Source organism: Cellulomonas sp. S1-8, from assembly GCF_026184235.1.
Classification (GTDB): domain Bacteria; phylum Actinomycetota; class Actinomycetes; order Actinomycetales; family Cellulomonadaceae; genus Cellulomonas.
The window spans coordinates 308,885-325,216 of record NZ_CP110806.1; the positions used below are offsets into that span (position 1 = coordinate 308,885).

General features: G+C 72.4%; 15 protein-coding genes and 1 pseudogene. 4 read left to right on the forward strand and 12 right to left on the reverse strand.

Translation table 11 applies throughout. From position 1 onward, the window contains the following. Positions 1–102: 102 nt before the first annotated feature. On the reverse strand, positions 103–909 hold the full coding sequence (locus OKX07_RS01395) for an SDR family oxidoreductase (RefSeq protein WP_265630078.1): 807 nt from the start codon (positions 907–909) through the stop codon (positions 103–105). Between the two features lie 131 nt (positions 910–1,040). Here OKX07_RS01395 and OKX07_RS01400 point away from each other — a divergent pair, with 131 nt between their 5' ends. Genes OKX07_RS01400 through OKX07_RS01410 form a run of 3 tightly spaced genes read left to right on the forward strand, consistent with a single transcriptional unit; the run spans position 1,041 to position 2,523 of the window. Further along, a complete protein-coding gene (locus OKX07_RS01400; protein WP_265630079.1) occupies positions 1,041–1,580 on the forward strand; it encodes a universal stress protein in 540 nt (179 codons plus the stop codon). Beyond that, a complete protein-coding gene (locus OKX07_RS20365; RefSeq protein ID WP_322746812.1) occupies positions 1,568–2,164 on the forward strand; it encodes a CrcB family protein in 597 nt (198 codons plus the stop codon). The genes OKX07_RS01400 and OKX07_RS20365 overlap by 13 nt, the downstream gene beginning before the upstream one ends. Then, positions 2,161–2,523 (forward strand): fluoride efflux transporter FluC, encoded by a 363-nt coding sequence (locus OKX07_RS01410; RefSeq protein WP_265630080.1) that lies wholly within the window; start codon positions 2,161–2,163, stop codon positions 2,521–2,523. Before OKX07_RS20365 ends, OKX07_RS01410 begins: the two co-directional genes overlap by 4 nt. A 124-nt stretch (positions 2,524–2,647) precedes the next feature. Here the strand turns inward: OKX07_RS01410 and OKX07_RS01415 are convergent, their stop codons facing one another. The 9 genes and pseudogenes from OKX07_RS01415 to OKX07_RS01460 form a co-directional block, all read right to left on the reverse strand. After that, entirely contained in the window at positions 2,648–3,955 is a 1,308-nt protein-coding gene (locus OKX07_RS01415) for a cellulose binding domain-containing protein (protein WP_265630081.1), read from the reverse strand. 152 nt (positions 3,956–4,107) lie between these two features. Then, complete coding sequence (locus OKX07_RS01420) at positions 4,108–4,755, reverse strand: class I SAM-dependent methyltransferase (protein WP_265630082.1); 648 nt, start codon at positions 4,753–4,755, stop codon at positions 4,108–4,110. Continuing rightward, positions 4,752–5,216 (reverse strand): GNAT family N-acetyltransferase, encoded by a 465-nt coding sequence (locus OKX07_RS01425; RefSeq protein WP_265630083.1) that lies wholly within the window; start codon positions 5,214–5,216, stop codon positions 4,752–4,754. The genes OKX07_RS01420 and OKX07_RS01425 overlap by 4 nt, the downstream gene beginning before the upstream one ends. A gap of 123 nt (positions 5,217–5,339) precedes the next feature. Further along, positions 5,340–5,969, reverse strand: coding sequence for an FMN-binding negative transcriptional regulator (locus OKX07_RS01430; protein WP_265630084.1), 630 nt, complete (start codon positions 5,967–5,969; stop codon positions 5,340–5,342). Positions 5,970–6,075: 106 nt separating this feature from the next. Further along, positions 6,076–8,121, reverse strand: coding sequence for a glycoside hydrolase family 11 protein (locus OKX07_RS01435; RefSeq protein WP_322746813.1), 2,046 nt, complete (start codon positions 8,119–8,121; stop codon positions 6,076–6,078). A 293-nt stretch (positions 8,122–8,414) separates the two neighbouring features. Then, positions 8,415–9,686: a cellulose-binding protein gene (locus tag OKX07_RS01445; RefSeq protein WP_265630085.1), complete on the reverse strand. Its 1,272-nt coding sequence runs from the start codon at positions 9,684–9,686 to the stop codon at positions 8,415–8,417. A gap of 514 nt (positions 9,687–10,200) precedes the next feature. Then, positions 10,201–10,884 (reverse strand): annotated as a pseudogene (locus OKX07_RS20370) (glycoside hydrolase family 11 protein); the annotation flags it as partial. Positions 10,885–11,275: 391 nt separating this feature from the next. Then, positions 11,276–12,295, reverse strand: coding sequence for a polysaccharide deacetylase family protein (locus OKX07_RS01455; protein ID WP_265630086.1), 1,020 nt, complete (start codon positions 12,293–12,295; stop codon positions 11,276–11,278). A 117-nt stretch (positions 12,296–12,412) separates the two neighbouring features. Further along, a complete protein-coding gene (locus OKX07_RS01460; RefSeq protein ID WP_322746815.1) occupies positions 12,413–13,423 on the reverse strand; it encodes a glycoside hydrolase family 11 protein in 1,011 nt (336 codons plus the stop codon). A 350-nt stretch (positions 13,424–13,773) separates the two neighbouring features. Here OKX07_RS01460 and OKX07_RS01465 point away from each other — a divergent pair, with 350 nt between their 5' ends. Further along, positions 13,774–14,055, forward strand: coding sequence for a sulfurtransferase TusA family protein (locus OKX07_RS01465; protein WP_265630087.1), 282 nt, complete (start codon positions 13,774–13,776; stop codon positions 14,053–14,055). Between the two features lie 48 nt (positions 14,056–14,103). Here OKX07_RS01465 and OKX07_RS01470 read toward each other — a convergent pair whose 3' ends face one another. Together OKX07_RS01470 and OKX07_RS01475 are read right to left on the reverse strand one after the other, a co-directional pair. Further along, positions 14,104–14,472, reverse strand: a complete 369-nt coding sequence (locus tag OKX07_RS01470) for a DoxX family protein (RefSeq protein ID WP_265630088.1) — start codon at positions 14,470–14,472, stop codon at positions 14,104–14,106. A gap of 90 nt (positions 14,473–14,562) precedes the next feature. Further along, on the reverse strand, positions 14,563–16,317 hold the full coding sequence (locus OKX07_RS01475; protein ID WP_416220811.1) for a cellulase family glycosylhydrolase: 1,755 nt from the start codon (positions 16,315–16,317) through the stop codon (positions 14,563–14,565). Positions 16,318–16,332 lie beyond the last annotated feature (15 nt).

Sequence of the window (16,332 nt, forward strand, 5' to 3'; positions counted from 1 at the left end):
ACCCTCCGGCCCCGGCCGGTGCGCGTCCAGGTCTGGCGGCCAACGGGATCCCTCCTGCGGCCCAGGATCACCCGCTCACCACCCGGGTGGCGGTGCCACGCCTCACCAGCGGCGGAAGCCGCCCTCGGTGGACAGGACCTGCCCGACGACCCACCGCCCGGCGTCGGAGACGAGCCACGCGATGAGCCGCGCGGGGTCGTCGGGCTCACCGAACCGGCCGCCGGGGAAGTGCGCGAGCACGGCGTCGAGCGCCTCGGGCGGGCGGTCGGCGGTGTCGACGTCGAGGTACCCGGTGTTCACCGGGCCCGGGTTGACGGTGTTGAGCACGATGCCGCGCGCGACGAGGTCGTCGGCGACCGACGCGGTGAGGCCGGCCAGCGCCGCCTTCGACGTGGCGTACGCGATCTCGCCCCGCATCGGCCCGTGCCCCTGGCCCGACGTCATCCACACGACCCGGCCGCCGGTCCGGCCGTCGTGCTGCGCAGCGAAGGCCTTGGTCGCCAGGATCGTCGAACGGGTGTTGACCGCCCAGTGCGCGTCGAGGCTCTCCGCGCTCTGCTCCGCGAGCGGGCCGTCGCCGCCGCTGCGCGCGTGGTTGCAGACGAGGACGTCGAGGTGGCCCAGCGCGGCGCCGGCGCGCGCCACGAGCTCCTCGCCCGCGGTCGGCGCCGCCAGGTCGAGGGACGTCGCGGCGAGCCGTGCGCCCGGCTGCAGCTCGGCCTCGAGCTCGGCCAGCAGCGCGTCGACGTCGTCCGCGCCCCACGGCTGGGCGGCGTCGTGCGGCGCCCAGTGCTGGACGACGAGGCTCGCGCCCGCGCGCGCCAGGCGCGACGCGATCGCGAACCCGATGCCGCGGCGCCGGCTCACCCCGGTGACGACGGCCGTCCGCCCGTGCAGGTCCTCGCTCATGACCGCGACGGTAGGTGGCGCGCGGCGGTGACGCCACGGGATTGGCCGCGCGTACGCTGGGGCGCGGCGGCAGGGGGGCCGATCCGGGTCCCGCGACGCGCAGGCGGGTCGTCGCCCGCGGGAGGGTGGTCATGGACACCGGCGCAGTGCCGCAGCCCGCGCTCGAGCGCATGGTCGACCCGGCCGGGCACCCGCTCGTCGTCGGCGTCGTCCCCGGTCAGGACCCGCTCGTGGCCCGCACCGCCGCGGCCTGGGGTCGTGCGGTCGGCGCACCGTACCTGCACCTCGCGTACGTCGACCCGGCCCGGTACGTCGTCCAGGAGCGACCCGACGGCTCCGTCGCGCACATGTCGCTGGACCCCGACGGCCTCGACGACGCGTGGCGCGCGACCCGCGAGGAGCTGCGGGGGCAGGCGGCCGAGCAGCTCAGCGGCGAGGGCGTCGTGTGGCGGCTGCACTACCTGGCCGGCCGGCCAGACCGCGCGCTCACGCACCTGGCCCGGGCCGTCGACGCGTCCGCGATCGTCGTCGGCAGCCGGTCCGGGCGCCTGCGGGAGCTGCTGGAGGGCTCGATCGCGCTGCACCTCGCGTACCACCAGCACCGGCCCGTGCTGACGGTGCCGCTGAGCGTCGTCGACTGGAAGGACCCGCGGGCGCCGTGGCAGGGCTGACCCCGCCCGCCGCCCGGCACGTCCCGACCGCCCTGCCCCTGCCCGCCGCGGCGCTGCTGGTCGGCGCGGGCGGCAGCGTCGGCGTGCTGGTGCGGGCGCTCCTCGAGCAGGCGTGGCCGCCCGTGCCCGGTGCGTGGCCGTGGACGACGTTCTGGATCAACGTCACGGGCTCGTTCCTGCTCGGGGCGCTGCTCGGGACGCTGCAGCGGGGCCCCGACGTGGGACGTCGGCGGGCCGTGCGGCTCGGGCTCGGCACCGGGGTGATCGGCGGGTACACGACGTACAGCACGTTCGTGCTGGAGGTCGAGGGGCTGCTCACCGGCGGGCACGTCGTCGCCGGCATCGCGTACGCGCTGGTCAGCGTCGTGCTGGGGGTCGCGGCGGCCGTCGCCGGGACCGTCGTCGCGGGGCGGGTGGCCGAGCGGCTGCGTCCGACGGCGGACGACGAGCCGGCCGGCGGCGGGGTCCGTGACGGGGCCCGTGACGAGGCCGGCGACGTGACCGGCGGCGTGACCGGCGACGTGACCGGCGGCGCGGCCGGTGGCGGTGCCGGTGACCCGGACGCCGTCGGGGAGGCGCCGTGATCGTCGTCCTCGCGCTCGCGGGCGGGCTGGGCGCGGCGTCCCGGTTGCTCGTCGACACGTGGGTCGCACGCCGCTGCCGCGCACCGGTGCCGCTGGGCACGGTCGTCGTCAACGCCACCGCGTGCCTGCTGCTGGGCGCGCTCACCGGGTGGGCGCTGGCGCACCCCGGCCACGACGGGCTGCGCGCCGTGCTCGGCATCGGGTTCCTGGGTGGCTACTCGACGTTCAGCACCGCGAGCGTCGAGGGGGCGCGCCTGCTGCTCGGCGGCCGCGGGCCGGCCGCGGTGCTGCACGCCCTGGGGATGCTGCTCGTCTGCGTGGCGGCGGCCGTCCTGGGTCTCGCGCTCACGTCGCCCTGACGCCTGACGCACTGACGCCCTGACGCCCTGACGCCCTGACGCCCGGACGCCGCACGCCGGGCGCGGGGAGGAGTCCCGCGCCCGGCGTGATCCGGCGGTCGATCAGGTCATGCGGTCGGACGGGTCAGGCGGTGCAGGTCGGCGACAGGCTCGTCGGCGGCGCGCCGCTCCCGATGAAGCCGAACGTGGTGGTCCCGCCGGCCGGCAGGTTGCCGTTCCAGGCGGCGTTGCGGACGACGGCGTTGTCACCCGTCGGTGCGTACACGCCGCTCCACAGCTGGTCGACGCGCGCGCTGCTCAGCGACCAGGCCACGCTCCAGCCGGTGGTCGGGCTGCCACCGGCACGCACCGTGACCTCACCCTGGTAGCCGCCGGGCCACGCGTTCACCGTCGTGTACGTCGCGGAGCAGGCGCCCGCCGGCGTCGGGGTGGTGGACGGGGTGGGAGTCGGCGTCGGCGACGGCGTACCGGTCGGGCCGGTCGGCGTGGGGGTCGGCGTCGGTGTGGGCGTGGGGGTGGGAGTCGGCGTGGGAGTCGGCGTCGGCGTCGGTGTGGGGGTCGGCGTCGGTGTGGGTGTCGGGTTCGTCGACGTCAGCGCGGAGAAGAACGACCAGATCTCCCCGGGCACGTGGGACTGCTGCTGGTTGCGGTCGCGGGCGTCCCACTGGTGGTCGCTGTCGTTGGCGATCCACACGACCGGGAACCCTGCGCGGCAGGTGTAGGTGGTCTTGGTGTGGGTGCCGCTGCCCTGGGCGGGCTCGGGGGCGTTCTGGGCGGTGCAGCCGTTGTTGCGCAGTGCGCGGTCACGCAGTGCGCGTCCCTGGGAGATGTTCAGGACGGAGTCGGCGATGCCGTGGGACCCGAGGTAGGCGATGGGTGCGGTGCCCCCGGCGCAGCCGGAGAGCTGGGCGCCGTTCAGGACGGCCACGGCGCGGAACACGTCGGCCCGGGCGCAGGCCAGGGCGTTGCTCATGCCGCCGCCGTAGCTGAACCCGGTGGCGAAGCGCTGCGTGGTGTCGATGCACAGCGCGGCGTCCAGGGTGCGCAGCAGGTCGTCGATGAACGTCACGTCGCGCCCGTTGGTGTTCGGCCAGGCGTTGTCGATGCCCTGGGGTGCGACGAAGATCGTGCTGTTGTTCGCCAGCGGCTTCAGGCCGTAGAAGTTCTGGTTCACGACGTCCTGCGACGTGCCGTGCCACCAGTGCAGGCCCACGACGAGGCGGTACTGCTTGTTGGGGTCGTAGCCCGCGGGCACGTCGAGGCGGTACTGGCGGGACTGCCCGCCGCTCGTCAGGGTGTGGTTGCCGGTGGTGAGCCGGGGGGACGAGCCGCAGCCGGCGGTGGCCGCGGCGGGCACGGCACCGCCGGGCAGCGCGGACGCGGGTGCGGTGATGGTGCCGAGCGCGAGCACCGCGACGGATGCTGCGAGCACCGCCCTCAGGTGTCGTGACGGGTTGCGGAGTCTCACGGTGGTTCCTCCCTGCCGGGGCGCCCCGGCAGCGGTGCCAGGGACGTGGTCCGCCGTGAGCGCGCGCAGCGGCACTCCCGGCTGGGGCGAATGTAGCGATACACCACCCCTGGTCATCAGGTAGCGAAACGCTTCGCCTGGACCTCGTCCGTGGTGGGCTCGGCGCCCCGCGACCACACCAGGGCGTACCGCCACAGCGGCAGCCGGCGCCACCGGACGCCCGGCAGCACCTCGCGCGCGGCCGCACGCACCTCGGTGTACGTGTGGGGCCGCTGCCACGACGTCGGGGCGGTGTGCTCCCAGTAGTTCCGGGTGCGGCTCAGCACCTGGTGCTGCACGACGCCCGCCACCTCCCAGGGGATGTCCCGCGGCCCGGTCGAGCGCGCCAGCCCGATGACGACGAGCGTGCCGCCGGGAGCGGTGAGGTCGGCCAGCCGGCGCAGGCCCTCGGCGGTGTCGGGCAGGTGGTGCAGCGTGGCGATCGACGCGACCACGTCGAACGACGCGGGCGCGAACGGCGCTGCCATGACGTCACCGCGCACCCATGCGACGTGGGGGTCGTTCTCCTGGGCACGGGTCAGGACGTCCGCGTCGACGTCGATGCCGACGACGTGCGGGACGCGTCGGCGCAGGTCGGCGGCGAGAAGCCCGTCGCCCGTGCCGACGTCGAGCGCGGTGCGCGCGTGCGACGGGACCGCCGCGAGCACGAGCGGGTGGTAGTGCAGGTTGTGGTTCCACCGGGGAGCGGTGCCGGGGGCGCTCATCGGGCTGCGCCGACGGGCGGGCGGCCCGGTGCGTACGCCATGAACGCGGTCTTGGTCTGCGAGGTCAGACCGCACTCCCGGTAGAAGGCGTGCACGTCGGCGCCGGTGGCCGACGTCTGGAGCATCACCTTGTAGCAGCCGGCGTCCCACGCGAGCTGCATCACCTGGGCCATCAGCCGGCGACCGACGCCGCGCCGCTGCACGGAGGCGTCGACGGCGACGTTCTCGACGACCGCCCAGGGCCGGCCTTCGCGCGTGAGGTTGGGCACGACGACGAGGCAGGCGGTCGCGACGACGGCACCGTCGTCCTCGAGGACCAGGATGTCCGTGCCGGGCGTGTCGATGGTGCGCTGCAGGATCCGGCGCCCCTCGTCCACCGGGACGGGGGGTTCGTCCGGGTGCAGGACGCCGTAGAGGCGCTGGACGTCGGGCAGGTCGTCGAGCTCAGCGGCACGCAGCACCCCCAGAACCTACCGACCCCACCCGCGAGAAGCCCGCGCGAACCACGACTTGGGTGGCTCATAGGGGCTCTTGAGCCGCCCAAGTCGTGGTTCGACGGGGGCTCAGGCGGGGTAGGGGACCGGTCAGGCGCGGGGGCCGGTGCGGTGCATCGCGTGGGCGACCGCCGCGGCCTGGGGGTCGCCCTCGGCCGTCAGGCCCGCGACCACGCCCGCGTGGTCCGGTGCCGAGCGGTTCTGGCTGAGCTTGGCCTTGGCCTCGACGCGCTCGACGAGCACCTCGATGCCGACGACGGCCCGCAGCTGCTTCTCGACGAACCCCGCGGGTGCGTCGGTGACGTGCCAGCGGTCGGCGCGGCCGGACTCGTGCTGGTCCGTGAGCAGGGTGACCGCCTCGTGCAACCACGCGGCGTCGGTGCGCACGCGCGCGCGGCCCGTGAGGTGCACGGCGGAGTAGTTCCACGTCGGCACCATGCGGCCGTGCTCGGCCTTGCTCGGGTACCAGGACGCCGACACGTACGCCTGCGGCCCGGTCACGACGGCCAGCACCGGCGCGTCGTCGCCGATGGTCCGCCACTGCGGGTTGGCGCGGGCCATGTGCAGGACGAGGCGGTCCCCGTCCCACACGACGGGGAGCAGGGTCGACGTGGGGTAGCCGTCGGTGCCGACGGTCACCAGCTCGGCTGAGCCGGCGGCCGCGACGAGCGCGCGGATCTCGGAGTCGTCGTCGAGGGCGTTGAAGACGGGGACGTACACCCGCCGAGCGTAGCGGGGGCTGCGTCGACCGGGCCGGGCGTCGTGAACGGCTCGGGGCCGTCCGCCGGAGTGCTCCGGCGGACGGCCCCGAGGGTCCTGCGGTGGGTCAGCGTGCGGTGCAGCTGGCCGACGGGACGGCGCTGTTGCCGCCGGAGTAGAACGTCACGCCGAAGCTGTTGTTGCCGGCCGACGTCAGGGTGTTGCCGGAGCGGGTGGCGTTCCAGGAGCTCTGGATCGACTGGCCCGAGCCCGGGTTGACGGTGACCGACCAGCTCGAGGCGCCGGACACGGTGTAGGTGACGTTGAAGCGGTCGCCCCACGACTCGGCCTTGGTGCCGGTGACGGTGCACGCGCCGGTGCTGCCGCCGCCGGTGTTGCCACCGCCGGTGCTGCCCCCGCCGGTGTTGCCGCCGCCGGTGCTGCTGCCGGTCGGGGCGACCGCGCGGCCGGTGGACGGCGAGATGTGGCCCGTGCACAGGTTGCGCGACTGCAGGTCCTGCAGGATGCCGGGCAGGGCCTGGATCGTGTTGGTCGGCCAGTCGTGCATGAGGATGACCTGGCCGTTCGTCAGACGCTGCGCGGCCGAGCGGATCTGCTGCGCCGAGACGTTGTTGTAGTCCTGCGAGTCGACGTCCCACGTGACCACGCGCAGGCCGAGACCCGACGCGACCGAGTTCACGGTGTTGTTGACCTCGCCGTACGGCGGACGGAAGATCTGGGGCGTCACGCCGGCAGTGTTCTGGATCGCCGTCTGGGTGCGCGAGAGCTGCGACTGCACGTCGCTCTGGCTCTGCTGGATCAGGTGCGGGTGGTCCCAGCTGTGGTTGCCGATCTGCAGGCCGGCGTTCTTGTAGGCCTGCATGAGCGAGGCGTTGTTCTGCGCGTTGGAGCCGGTCGGGAAGACGGTGGCCGTCGCGTTGCCGGCCCGCAGGGCGCTGATGAGCTGGTTCGTCGTGGCGGCCGTGGGGCCGTCGTCGAACGTCAGGGCCACGTAGCCGCCGGTGCAGCTCTGCGTCGCGCCGCCGCCGGTGTTGCCGCCGCCCGTGTTGCCGCCGCCGGTGTTCCCGCCGCCCGTGTTGCCGCCGCCCGTGTTGCCTCCGCCGGTGCTGCCGCCCGCGGCCGTGCACGAGGCGGACGGCGTGGCGCTGTTGCCGCCGGAGTAGTACGTCACGCCGAAGGTCTGGTTGCCGGCCGACGTGAAGGTGTTGCCCGAGCGGGTCGCGTTCCAGGAGTTCTGGATCGACTGGCCCGATCCCGGGTTGACCGTCACCGACCAGCTGGTGGCGCCGGAGACGGTGTAGCTGACGTTGAAGCGGTCACCCCACGACTCTCCCGCGACGGGTGTCGCGGTGACGGTGCAGCCGTTCGAGGTCCCGCCACCGGTGTTCCCGCCGCCGGTGTTCCCGCCACCCGTGTTCCCGCCACCGGTGTTCCCGCCGCCGCCGCCCGCACCCTCGGACACCGTGATGTTCGAGTTGCCGGAGGACTGGTAGCCCTCGGTCGCCATGATCATGTAGTTGTGGTTGCCCAGCTGCATGCCCTTGGACGCCCAGGCGGAGAAGTGGTTGCCGGCGGTGATGGTGCCGCCGACGCGCTTGGACTGGCGGACCGACCAGAACTGCTTGAACGTCGAGCTGTTGCCCTCGATGGAGGGGGCGTTGACGCGGGTGGTCTCGTAGATGTCGTAGGTGCCGCCGTCGGTGGTGACGGTGCCCTTGTGGGTGCCGGTGGGCCGGTAGGTGCCCCAGGAGTCGACGATGTAGTACTCGATCAGCGGGCCGTTGGTCCACCCGTACAGGGTGAGGTAGGCGTTGCCCGAGGGGTTGAACTGGCCGGAGTAGTTCACGACCTTGCCGCTGTCGCCCTTGGACCAGCCCTTGCCGATGACGAAGTTGCCGGTGTTCGACCAGTTCGTCGTGTAGGCGCCGCCGCCGTTCATGTTGGAGGAGACGGTGCCCTGGCTGTCGGTCCAGAACGAGTACCACAGGCCGTCGGTGCCGGTCTGGTTGGTCGTGATCGTCGCCGCGACGGCGGGCGCGGCGGCTGCGACGCCGCCCACGGCCAACGTGGCAGCGGCGACCGTGCCCAGGAGGGCGCGCAGGGTGCGCTGCCCCCGCCTGGCCGGTCGGGCTGTGTCGAGGATGTCGAGCATCGCGGAGCTCCTTTGTGCGGCAGATCTGTGGACCGGAGGGGAGCGGGCGGGGCGGGGGCGCTCACCGGCTCGTGCCCGGTGCCGCGGACGCAGGTGCGCGTCGTGCGGTCCGGGCGTTGCCAGTCTGGCCGGGGCGAATCCGCAGGTGAACGGCCCGAGCGACGTGCAAATCGTTTACGCAGCGTCGGTGCACCCGCGGGGGTGGACGTCGGGAGGACGCGGCGACGCCCGCCGCCCGTGCCGGGGGTCCGGCCGGGAGGCGGGCGTCGTGGACGCATCGCTCGTCGTGGTCGTCAGGAGCAGACGCCCCAGGGGATCCAGTTGATGTTCTGCGAGCCCTTGTAGTACGTCACGCCGAAGCTGTTCGTGCCGCTCTGGCGGAACGTGTTGCCGGTACGGGTGGCGCCCCAGGAGTTCTGGATCGACTGTCCCGAGTTCGGGTAGACCGTCACGGTCCAGCTCGACCGGCCGGAGACCGTGTAGGTGACGTTGAAGCGGTCGCCCCACTCCTGGCCGCGGGCCCAGCTGACGGTGCAACCGCCCGGGTTGGGAGTGGGTGTCGCGGACGGCGTGGGCGTCGGCGTGGCTGTCACGGACGGCGTCGGGGTGGGTGTGACCGACGGGGTGGGCGTCGGCGTGGGAGTCACGGACGGCGTGGGCGTCGGGGTGGGCGTCGTCGACGTCAGCGCGGAGAAGAACGACCAGATCTCCCCGGGCACGTGGGACTGCTGCTGGTTGCGGTCGCGGGCGTCCCACTGGTGGTCGCTGTCGTTGGCGATCCACACGACCGGGAACCCTGCGCGGCAGGAGTAGGTGGTCTTGGTGTGGGTGCCGCTGCCCTGTCCGGGCTCGGGGGCGTTCTGGGCGGTGCAGCCGTTGTTGCGCAGTGCGCGGTCGCGCAGGGCGCGTCCCTGGGAGATGTTCAGGACGGAGTCGGCGATGCCGTGGGACCCGAGGTAGGCGATGGGGGCGGTGCCCCCGGCGCAGCCGGAGAGCTGGGCGCCGTTCAGGACGGCCACGGCGCGGAACACGTCGGCCCGCGCGCAGGCCAGGGCGTTGCTCATGCCGCCGCCGTAGCTGAACCCGGTGGCGAAGCGCTGCGTGGTGTCGATGCACAGCGCGGCGTCCAGGGTGCGCAGCAGGTCGTCGATGAACGTCACGTCGCGCCCGTTGGTGTTCGGCCACCCGTTGTCGATGCCCTGCGGTGCGACGAAGATCGTGCTGTTGTTCGCCAGCGGCTTCAGGCCGTAGAAGTTCTGGTTGACCACGTCCTGGGACGTGCCGTTCAGCCAGTGCAGGCCGACCACGAGGCGGTACTGCCGGTTCGGGTCGTAGCCCGCGGGCACGTCGAGCCGGTACTGGCGGGACTGCCCGCCGCTGGTGAGGGTGTGGTTGCCGGTGCTCAGAGCCGCGGCCCTGCCGCACCCGGCAGTCGGGGCGGCCGCGATCGGGCCGCCGGGCAGCGCGGTCGCGGGCAGGGCGGCGGCGAGGCCGCTCACGGCGAGCGCAGCGGTCGCAACCAGCGCTCCCCAGCGGCGTCGGGTGGTGGGTCTGAGATGAGGCACGATCTCTCCTTGCTGTCGGGCGGACCGGCGTTCTCGCCGGTCGAGCCGGTGAACGTTCACAAGCGGGTACGGGTCGTCCTTGCCATCAGTGCGGGACGGGGGAACACGCGAGGCGTGAGGGGATGTGCGAGCGCATCCCCTCACGCCTCGGCGCGCAGGCCCGTCAGGAGCAGATGCCCCAGGGGATGTAGTTGATGTTCTGCGAGCCCTTGTAGTACGTCACACCGAAGCTGTTCGAGCCGCTCTGGCGGAACGTGTTGCCGCTGCGGGTGGCGCCCCACGAGTTCTGGACGGACTGGCCCGAGTTCGGGTAGACCGTCACGGACCAGTTCGACCGGCCGGACACGGTGTACGTGACGTTGAAGCGGTCGCTCCACTCCTCGCCCCGGGTCCAGCTGACCGTGCAGCCGTTGGTGGTGTTGCTGCCGCTGTTGTTGCCGCCGGTCGAGCCGCCGCCGGTGTTGCCGCCACCACCGTTGTTGCCGCCGCCGCCGGTCGAGGGCGAGCCCGTGCCGACGGTGATGTTCGAGTTGCCGGAGGACTGGTACCCCTCGGTCGCCATGATCTGGTAGTTCTGCGAGCCGAGCTGCATGCCCGCCTGCGACCAGGCGTTGAAGTGGTTCTGGGCGGTGATGGTGCCGCCGACCCGCTTGGACTGGCGCACGGACCAGTACTGGTTGAAGGTCGCGTTGCCCTGGATGGACGGCGCGTTGTAGCGCGTCGTCTGGTAGATGTCGTAGGTGCCGCCGTCGGTCGTCACGGTGCCCTTGTGGGTGCCGGTGGGCCGGTAGGTGCCCCAGGAGTCGACGATGTAGTACTCGACGAGCGGGCCGGTGGTCCACCCGTACAGCGTCAGGTAGGCGTTGCCGGACGGGTTGAACGACCCCGAGTAGGACACCGCGCGGCCGGTGCCGGTCTGCCAGCCCTTGCCGATGACGAAGTTGCCGGTGTTCGACCACTGCGTCGTGTAGTTGCCGCCGTCGTTCATGCCGGACGAGACCGTGCCAGGGCTGTCGGTCCAGAAGGAGAACCAGTAGCCGCCGCTGTTGCCGGTCTGGTTGCTGTTGACGGTCACCGCTGCGGCGGGGGTCGCGAGGGCGACGGTGCCGGCGATCAGGGCGCCGGCGGCGACGACGCCGAGAGCGGCGCGGAGCCGGCGGCGGGTCGTGGAACGGGGCAGAGCGAAACTGTCGGACATCGGAGCACTCCCTTGTGCACGCGTCGAGCGGACAGGTCCTCGATCCGCGGTGCTCGGGGCGGAGTCGCCGGTCGAGGCACCGGACCGTGACGGGTTGCGTGAGATGAGGTCCGGCCGGTGTCCAGACAGTGTCGCCGCGCGCGCGGCAAAGATGAACAGGAGGCAGGGCTGCTTTATCGTTTAACCACTGGACCGGGTCGCGCCGGTCCGACGTGCGCGCGAGCTCCGCACCGGGTGGCGGGCCGTCGAAGCCGGGCATCCGGCGGGCCGAAAGAACGAGGGCCAGGCGTCGCAACATTCGAGACGCCCGGACGTGAAAGCCGACTCGGTGCGCGCTCCGCGCCGGACGGGCGGGGCCGCGGACCGTGCCGCGACCCCGCCCGTCGGGCTGCTACGCGCAGACGCCGGTGGGCGTCCAGTTCACGTTGTTGCTGCCCTTGTAGTACGTGACGCCGAAGCTGTTGGAGCCGTTCGGGGTGAAGGTGTTGCCGTTGCGGTTGGCGCCCCAGGCGCTCTGGATCGACTGCCCGTTGCTCGGGTAGACGGTGACGGACCAGTTCGACTTGCCGGTCACGGTGTAGGTGACGTTGAAGCGGTCGCCCCACTCCTGGCCCTTGGTCGCGGTCGCGGTGCAGGAGCCGGTGCTCGGGGTGGTGGGGTTCGCGGTGGGGTTCGTGGTCGGGTTGGTCGTGGGGTTCGTGGTGGGCGTGCCGGAGGCGGCGACCGCGCGGCCGGTGGACGCGGAGATGTGGCCCGTGCACAGGTTGCGCGACTGCAGGTCCTGCAGGATGCCGGGCAGCGCCTGGATCGTGTTCGTCGGCCAGTCGTGCATGAGGACGACCTGGCCGTTGGACGCGCGCGACACCGCCGAGCGGATCTGCTGCGAGGACACGTTGTTGTAGTCCTGGGTGTCGATGTCCCAGGTGACCACGCGCAGCCCGAGGCCGGAGGCCGCCGAGTTCACGGTGCTGTTCGTCTCGCCGTACGGCGGGCGGAAGATCTTCGGGGTCACGCCGGCCGTGTTCTGGATCGCGGTCTGCGTGCGCGAGAGCTGCGACTGGACGTTGGCGGCGCTCTGCTGGATCAGGTGCGGGTGGTCCCAGCTGTGGTTGCCGATCTGCAGGCCGGCGTTCTTGTAGGCCTGCATGAGCGAGGCGTTGTTCTGGGCGTTCTGGCCCGTCGGGAAGACGGTGGCCGTCGCGTTGCCGGCCCGCAGCGCGTTGATGAGCTGGTTCGTCGTGGCGGCCGTGGGGCCGTCGTCGAACGTCAGGGCGACGTAGCCGGACGAGCAGTCCGCGGCGCTGGCCGACGGCGCCAGGGCGAGCCCGCCAGCGAGGACCGCGCTGGTGGCGGTGAGGCCCGCGAGCATGCGCAGCGAGCGCTGCCGGCGGGGGTGAGGGGTGAGGGTCACGGGGATGCACTTCCTCGGGGTGAGACGGGGAGAAGTCCGTCGGCGGCGTTGTCGACGGGCCGGGACGTGCCCAGGGGGTGCCGGGCCTCGAAGGACCCGGCACCCCCTGTCAGGCCGCTAGGAGCAGACGCCGGTGGGCGTCCAGTTCACGTTGTTGCTGCCCTTGTAGTACGTCACGCCGAAGCTGTTGGAGCCGTTCGGGGTGAAGGTGTTGCCGTTGCGGTTGGCGCCCCAGGCGCTCTGGACCGACTGGCCGTTGCTCGGGTAGACCGTCACGGACCAGTTCGACTTGCCGGACACGGTGTAGGTGACGTTGAAGCGGTCGCCCCACTCCTGGCCCTTGGTCGCCGTCGCGGTGCACGACGAGCCGCCGGTGTTGCCGCCGCCGGTGTTGCCACCGCCCGTGTTGCCGCCACCGGTGTTGCCGCCGCCGGAGGAGGTGCCCGTGCTGACGTTGATGTTCGAGTTGCCGGAGGACTGGTAGCCCTCGGTCGCCATGATCATGTAGTTGTGGTTGCCCAGCTGCATGCCCTTGGACGCCCAGGCGGAGAAGTGGTTGCCGGCGGTGATGGTGCCGCCGACGCGCTTGGACTGGCGGACCGACCAGAACTGCTTGAACGTCGAGCTGTTGCCCTCGATGGAGGGGGCGTTGACGCGGGTGGTCTCGTAGATGTCGTAGGTGCCGCCGTCGGTGGTGACGGTGCCCTTGTGGGTGCCGGTGGGCCGGTAGGTGCCCCAGGAGTCGACGATGTAGTACTCGATCAGCGGGCCGTTGGTCCACCCGTACAGGGTGAGGTAGGCGTTGCCCGAGGGGTTGAACGACCCGGAGTAGTTCACGACCTTGCCGCTGTCGCCCTTGGACCAGCCCTTGCCGATGACGAAGTTGCCGGTGTTCGACCAGTTCGTCGTGTAGGCGCCGCCGCCGTTCATGTTGGAGGAGACGGTGCCCTGGCTGTCGGTCCAGAACGAGTACCACAGACCGTCGGTGCCGGTCTGGTTGGTCGTGATCGTGGCCGCCGCGGCGGGGGTCGCGAGGGCGACGGTGCCTGCGACCAGGGCGCCGGCGGCGAGCGCGGCGAGGGACGCGCGGAGCGTCCGGCGACGGGTGGAGACGAAAGTTTCGGTCATGCTTGGTGCACTCCCTTGAGCTTTGGGGAAGAGGGACGGTGACGGGATAGTCGGCTCGGAGCTCCTCTGGTCGGGCCGACGGTGCGTTCCCCACGGCTGTGTCTGACGGCGTTGTCCGACATCGAAACCGATATCCACGCAGCCTGGACCGTGGGAGCGGGCCCAACGTACCCGCCATTCGGGCGATGAAATGTTTAGGTACTCGCGCTCACGGGAAACGCTTGCTGTTCGAGTACACGGACGAGTGACAGGAGTCAACCCTCTTCATTCACCCATCAGGGGACCGAAAAGTTTCGGTGCCGGAGGTGCCGCCGACAGGCGCGCCCGTGCCAGGCGCTAGCGTGACGACCATGGACGCCGTCGTGACCCTCGACGGTGGCGACCTCGGGTGCGCCCGTCTGCTGCTGCTCCTGCGCGACCGCGTGGCGACGCTGCCGGCGGGCTCGGTCGTGCACCTCGTGACCGTCGATCCCGTCGCGCCCATCGATCTGCCGGTCTGGTGCCACATGACCGGGCACGCGTACCTCGGGACCGTCGACGGCACAGAACGTCCGACGTACGCGGTCCGGGTCGCGCGGCGGCCGGTCGCGACCGACGCGAGCAACCCCTGGCGAGCGGGCGGCGGGGGCTGACGCCCGGCTCGGCCGAGCACGACCTAGCCCGGCCGAGCACGACGTAGCTCAGCCGAGCAGCACGACGAAGCCGAGCACCGCGCTGACGAGGCTCAGCACACCCAGGGCCACCGCGGGTGCGGGTGACTCGGAGCGGCGGACGTGGACGACGACCGCCCCGACCATCGTCCCGGCGAGCGCCACCGCCGCCACCGGTGCCAGCACCGGAGCGATGCCGGTGGCCAGCGGCAGCACGAGCCCCAGGGCGCCGAGCACCTCGGCGACGCCGATGAGCGTGACCTGGCGGGACGTGAAGCCCTCCGTCCAGGTCATGCCCGCGTCGCGCAGCTGCTCGTTGGTGCGGGTCACCTTGAGCAGGCCCGCACCGAGGAAGGCCAGCGCGAGCAGTCCGTTGACGATCCAGAGCGCGACGAGCACGGGACTCTCCTCACCATGTGGGCCGCGCGGTCGCGGCGCCGGGCGCTCAGCATGGCCGAGCGCCCGGCGGTCCGCTCCGGCATCTCGCGGTCAGCCGGCCGCGCCCGTCGTCCCGGCCGGTGCTGCCGTCCCGGCCGGTGCTGCCGCGCCCGTCACCGCGGCGCCGTCGCGCTGGACCGTGTACGTGACCGTGTCGCCGCTCCAGAAGTGGAACGTCAGTGTCACCGGGACGCCGTCGGTGGTCTCGGCGAAGAACGCCGGGCGCAGGACGATCCGGCCGGCCTCGGTGTCGGGGGCGAACGTCACGTCGAACTCCTTGTACGACGTCCAGGAGTGCGGGCCGGCGTTCGAGCCGTCGGCGTAGCGGGCCTCCATGGTCGCGAGGCGGTCGCCGTTGAAGGCCGTCGGGACGGCGAAGTCCTCGGTGGTGCCGGTGGCGGACGCGAGCACCGGGGTGTCGGCTGCGACGACGTCGACGCGCCACGGGACGCCGCGGTCGAACCGCACGTGCAGCTCCGCGTGCTCGCCGTACGCGCCGTCGCCGATCAGGCGGGTGAGCAGTGCGGCCGGGAGGGTGAGCGTGTCACCGGTGAGGGTGTAGTCCGTGCCCGACCTGAGCTTCTTCTTCCCCAGGTACAGGCCCGTGAATCGGCGCCCGTTCGGCTGCAGCGTCACGACCTGGTCGCTCACGGCACCCGGGCGGACGAACACCTGGTCGGTCGACGCGACGCCCGAGCGGCCCTTCCAGCTGGACGCGACCTGCGCGAACAGCTCCGGGTCCTTCCAGCGGTACGTCGTGCGGTCGAGGTGCTGGCCGTTGTCCCACCACATCGTGGTGACGGCGGCGGTGCGCGCCTGGTGGCCGAGCTCCTCGAAGAACTTCAGCTTCTCGCCCTGCTCGATGGTCCCGGTGTGCCGGTCGAAGCCCAGCAGCCCGTACTCGCCGAGGATCACGGGGACGCCCTGGTCGACGAACGTGGTGCGGACGCGGTCGAACGTGCCGGTCATGTCGGCCATCGCCGCCGCGTCGAACCGGGTGCCGCCCGCGACGTTCACGCTGAACGGCCAGTAGCCGTAGAAGTGGAACGTCGCCGCGAGGTTCGGGTCGTCGAGCGTCGCGAACGTCGCGGCCAGCGCGTCGAGGCGCGGCTGGTCGGCGTTGGTGTGCAGCGTCGGCAGCACCAGGACGCGGTCCGCGTTGTGTCCGCCGGTGCCGCGCACGACGTCGTGGAACGCGATGTTCAGCTCGTCGAGCAGCGCGTACGCCTGTGCGTCGTCGACGCCGGCGAACTGCGGCTCGTTGATGCTCTCGAGCAGCAGCGTGCGGGGGTGGTCGCGGAACCGGTCGGCGATCTGCTGCCACGTCGCGGTGAGCTGCGTGAGCACCTCGTCGTGCCGGGTGCCCATCTCGTGCGTCCACATCCACGAGTCGTGGTGGGCGTCGAGCAGGACGTACAGACCTTCGGCGAGGGCGAGGTCGACGACCTCCTCGACACGGTCGAGGACGACGGGGTCGATCGTGTGGTCGGGTGCCGGGCCCTGGTGCTGCCCCCAGGTGACGGGGATGCGCACCGAGTCGAAGCCCTGCTTCTCGAGCCGGTCGAACAGCTCGCGCGTGACGCGCGGGTTGCCCCATGCGGTCTCGTCGGCGCCGACCGCGTCGAGCGTGTTGCCGAGGTTCCAGCCGGGCTGCATGTCGGCGACGACGGCGGCGGCGTCGGCCGGGGGTCGGCCGTGGCCGGGCCCGTGGCCCGGTCCGGCGGCGGCGGGCGCGACGGTCGCGGCGGTCACCGCCAGCGCGGTGGCGAGGGTCGCGAGGGTCGTCGTACGTCGTCTCACGGGCATGCCCTTCGGTCGGGG

Bases quoted from the DNA above. Each gene is read 5' to 3' on its own strand.
- OKX07_RS01465 (WP_265630087.1), top strand. From the start codon at position 13,774: ATGGACGCCGTCGTGACCCTCGACGGTGGCGACCTCGGGTGCGCCCGT.
- OKX07_RS01460 (WP_322746815.1), bottom strand. From the start codon at position 13,423: ATGACCGAAACTTTCGTCTCCACCCGTCGCCGGACGCTCCGCGCGTCC.
- OKX07_RS01395 (WP_265630078.1), bottom strand. From the start codon at position 909: ATGAGCGAGGACCTGCACGGGCGGACGGCCGTCGTCACCGGGGTGAGC.
- OKX07_RS01475 (WP_416220811.1), bottom strand. From the start codon at position 16,317: ATGCCCGTGAGACGACGTACGACGACCCTCGCGACCCTCGCCACCGCG.
- OKX07_RS01435 (WP_322746813.1), bottom strand. From the start codon at position 8,121: ATGCTCGACATCCTCGACACAGCCCGACCGGCCAGGCGGGGGCAGCGC.
- OKX07_RS01420 (WP_265630082.1), bottom strand. From the start codon at position 4,755: ATGAGCGCCCCCGGCACCGCTCCCCGGTGGAACCACAACCTGCACTAC.
- OKX07_RS01400 (WP_265630079.1), top strand. From the start codon at position 1,041: ATGGACACCGGCGCAGTGCCGCAGCCCGCGCTCGAGCGCATGGTCGAC.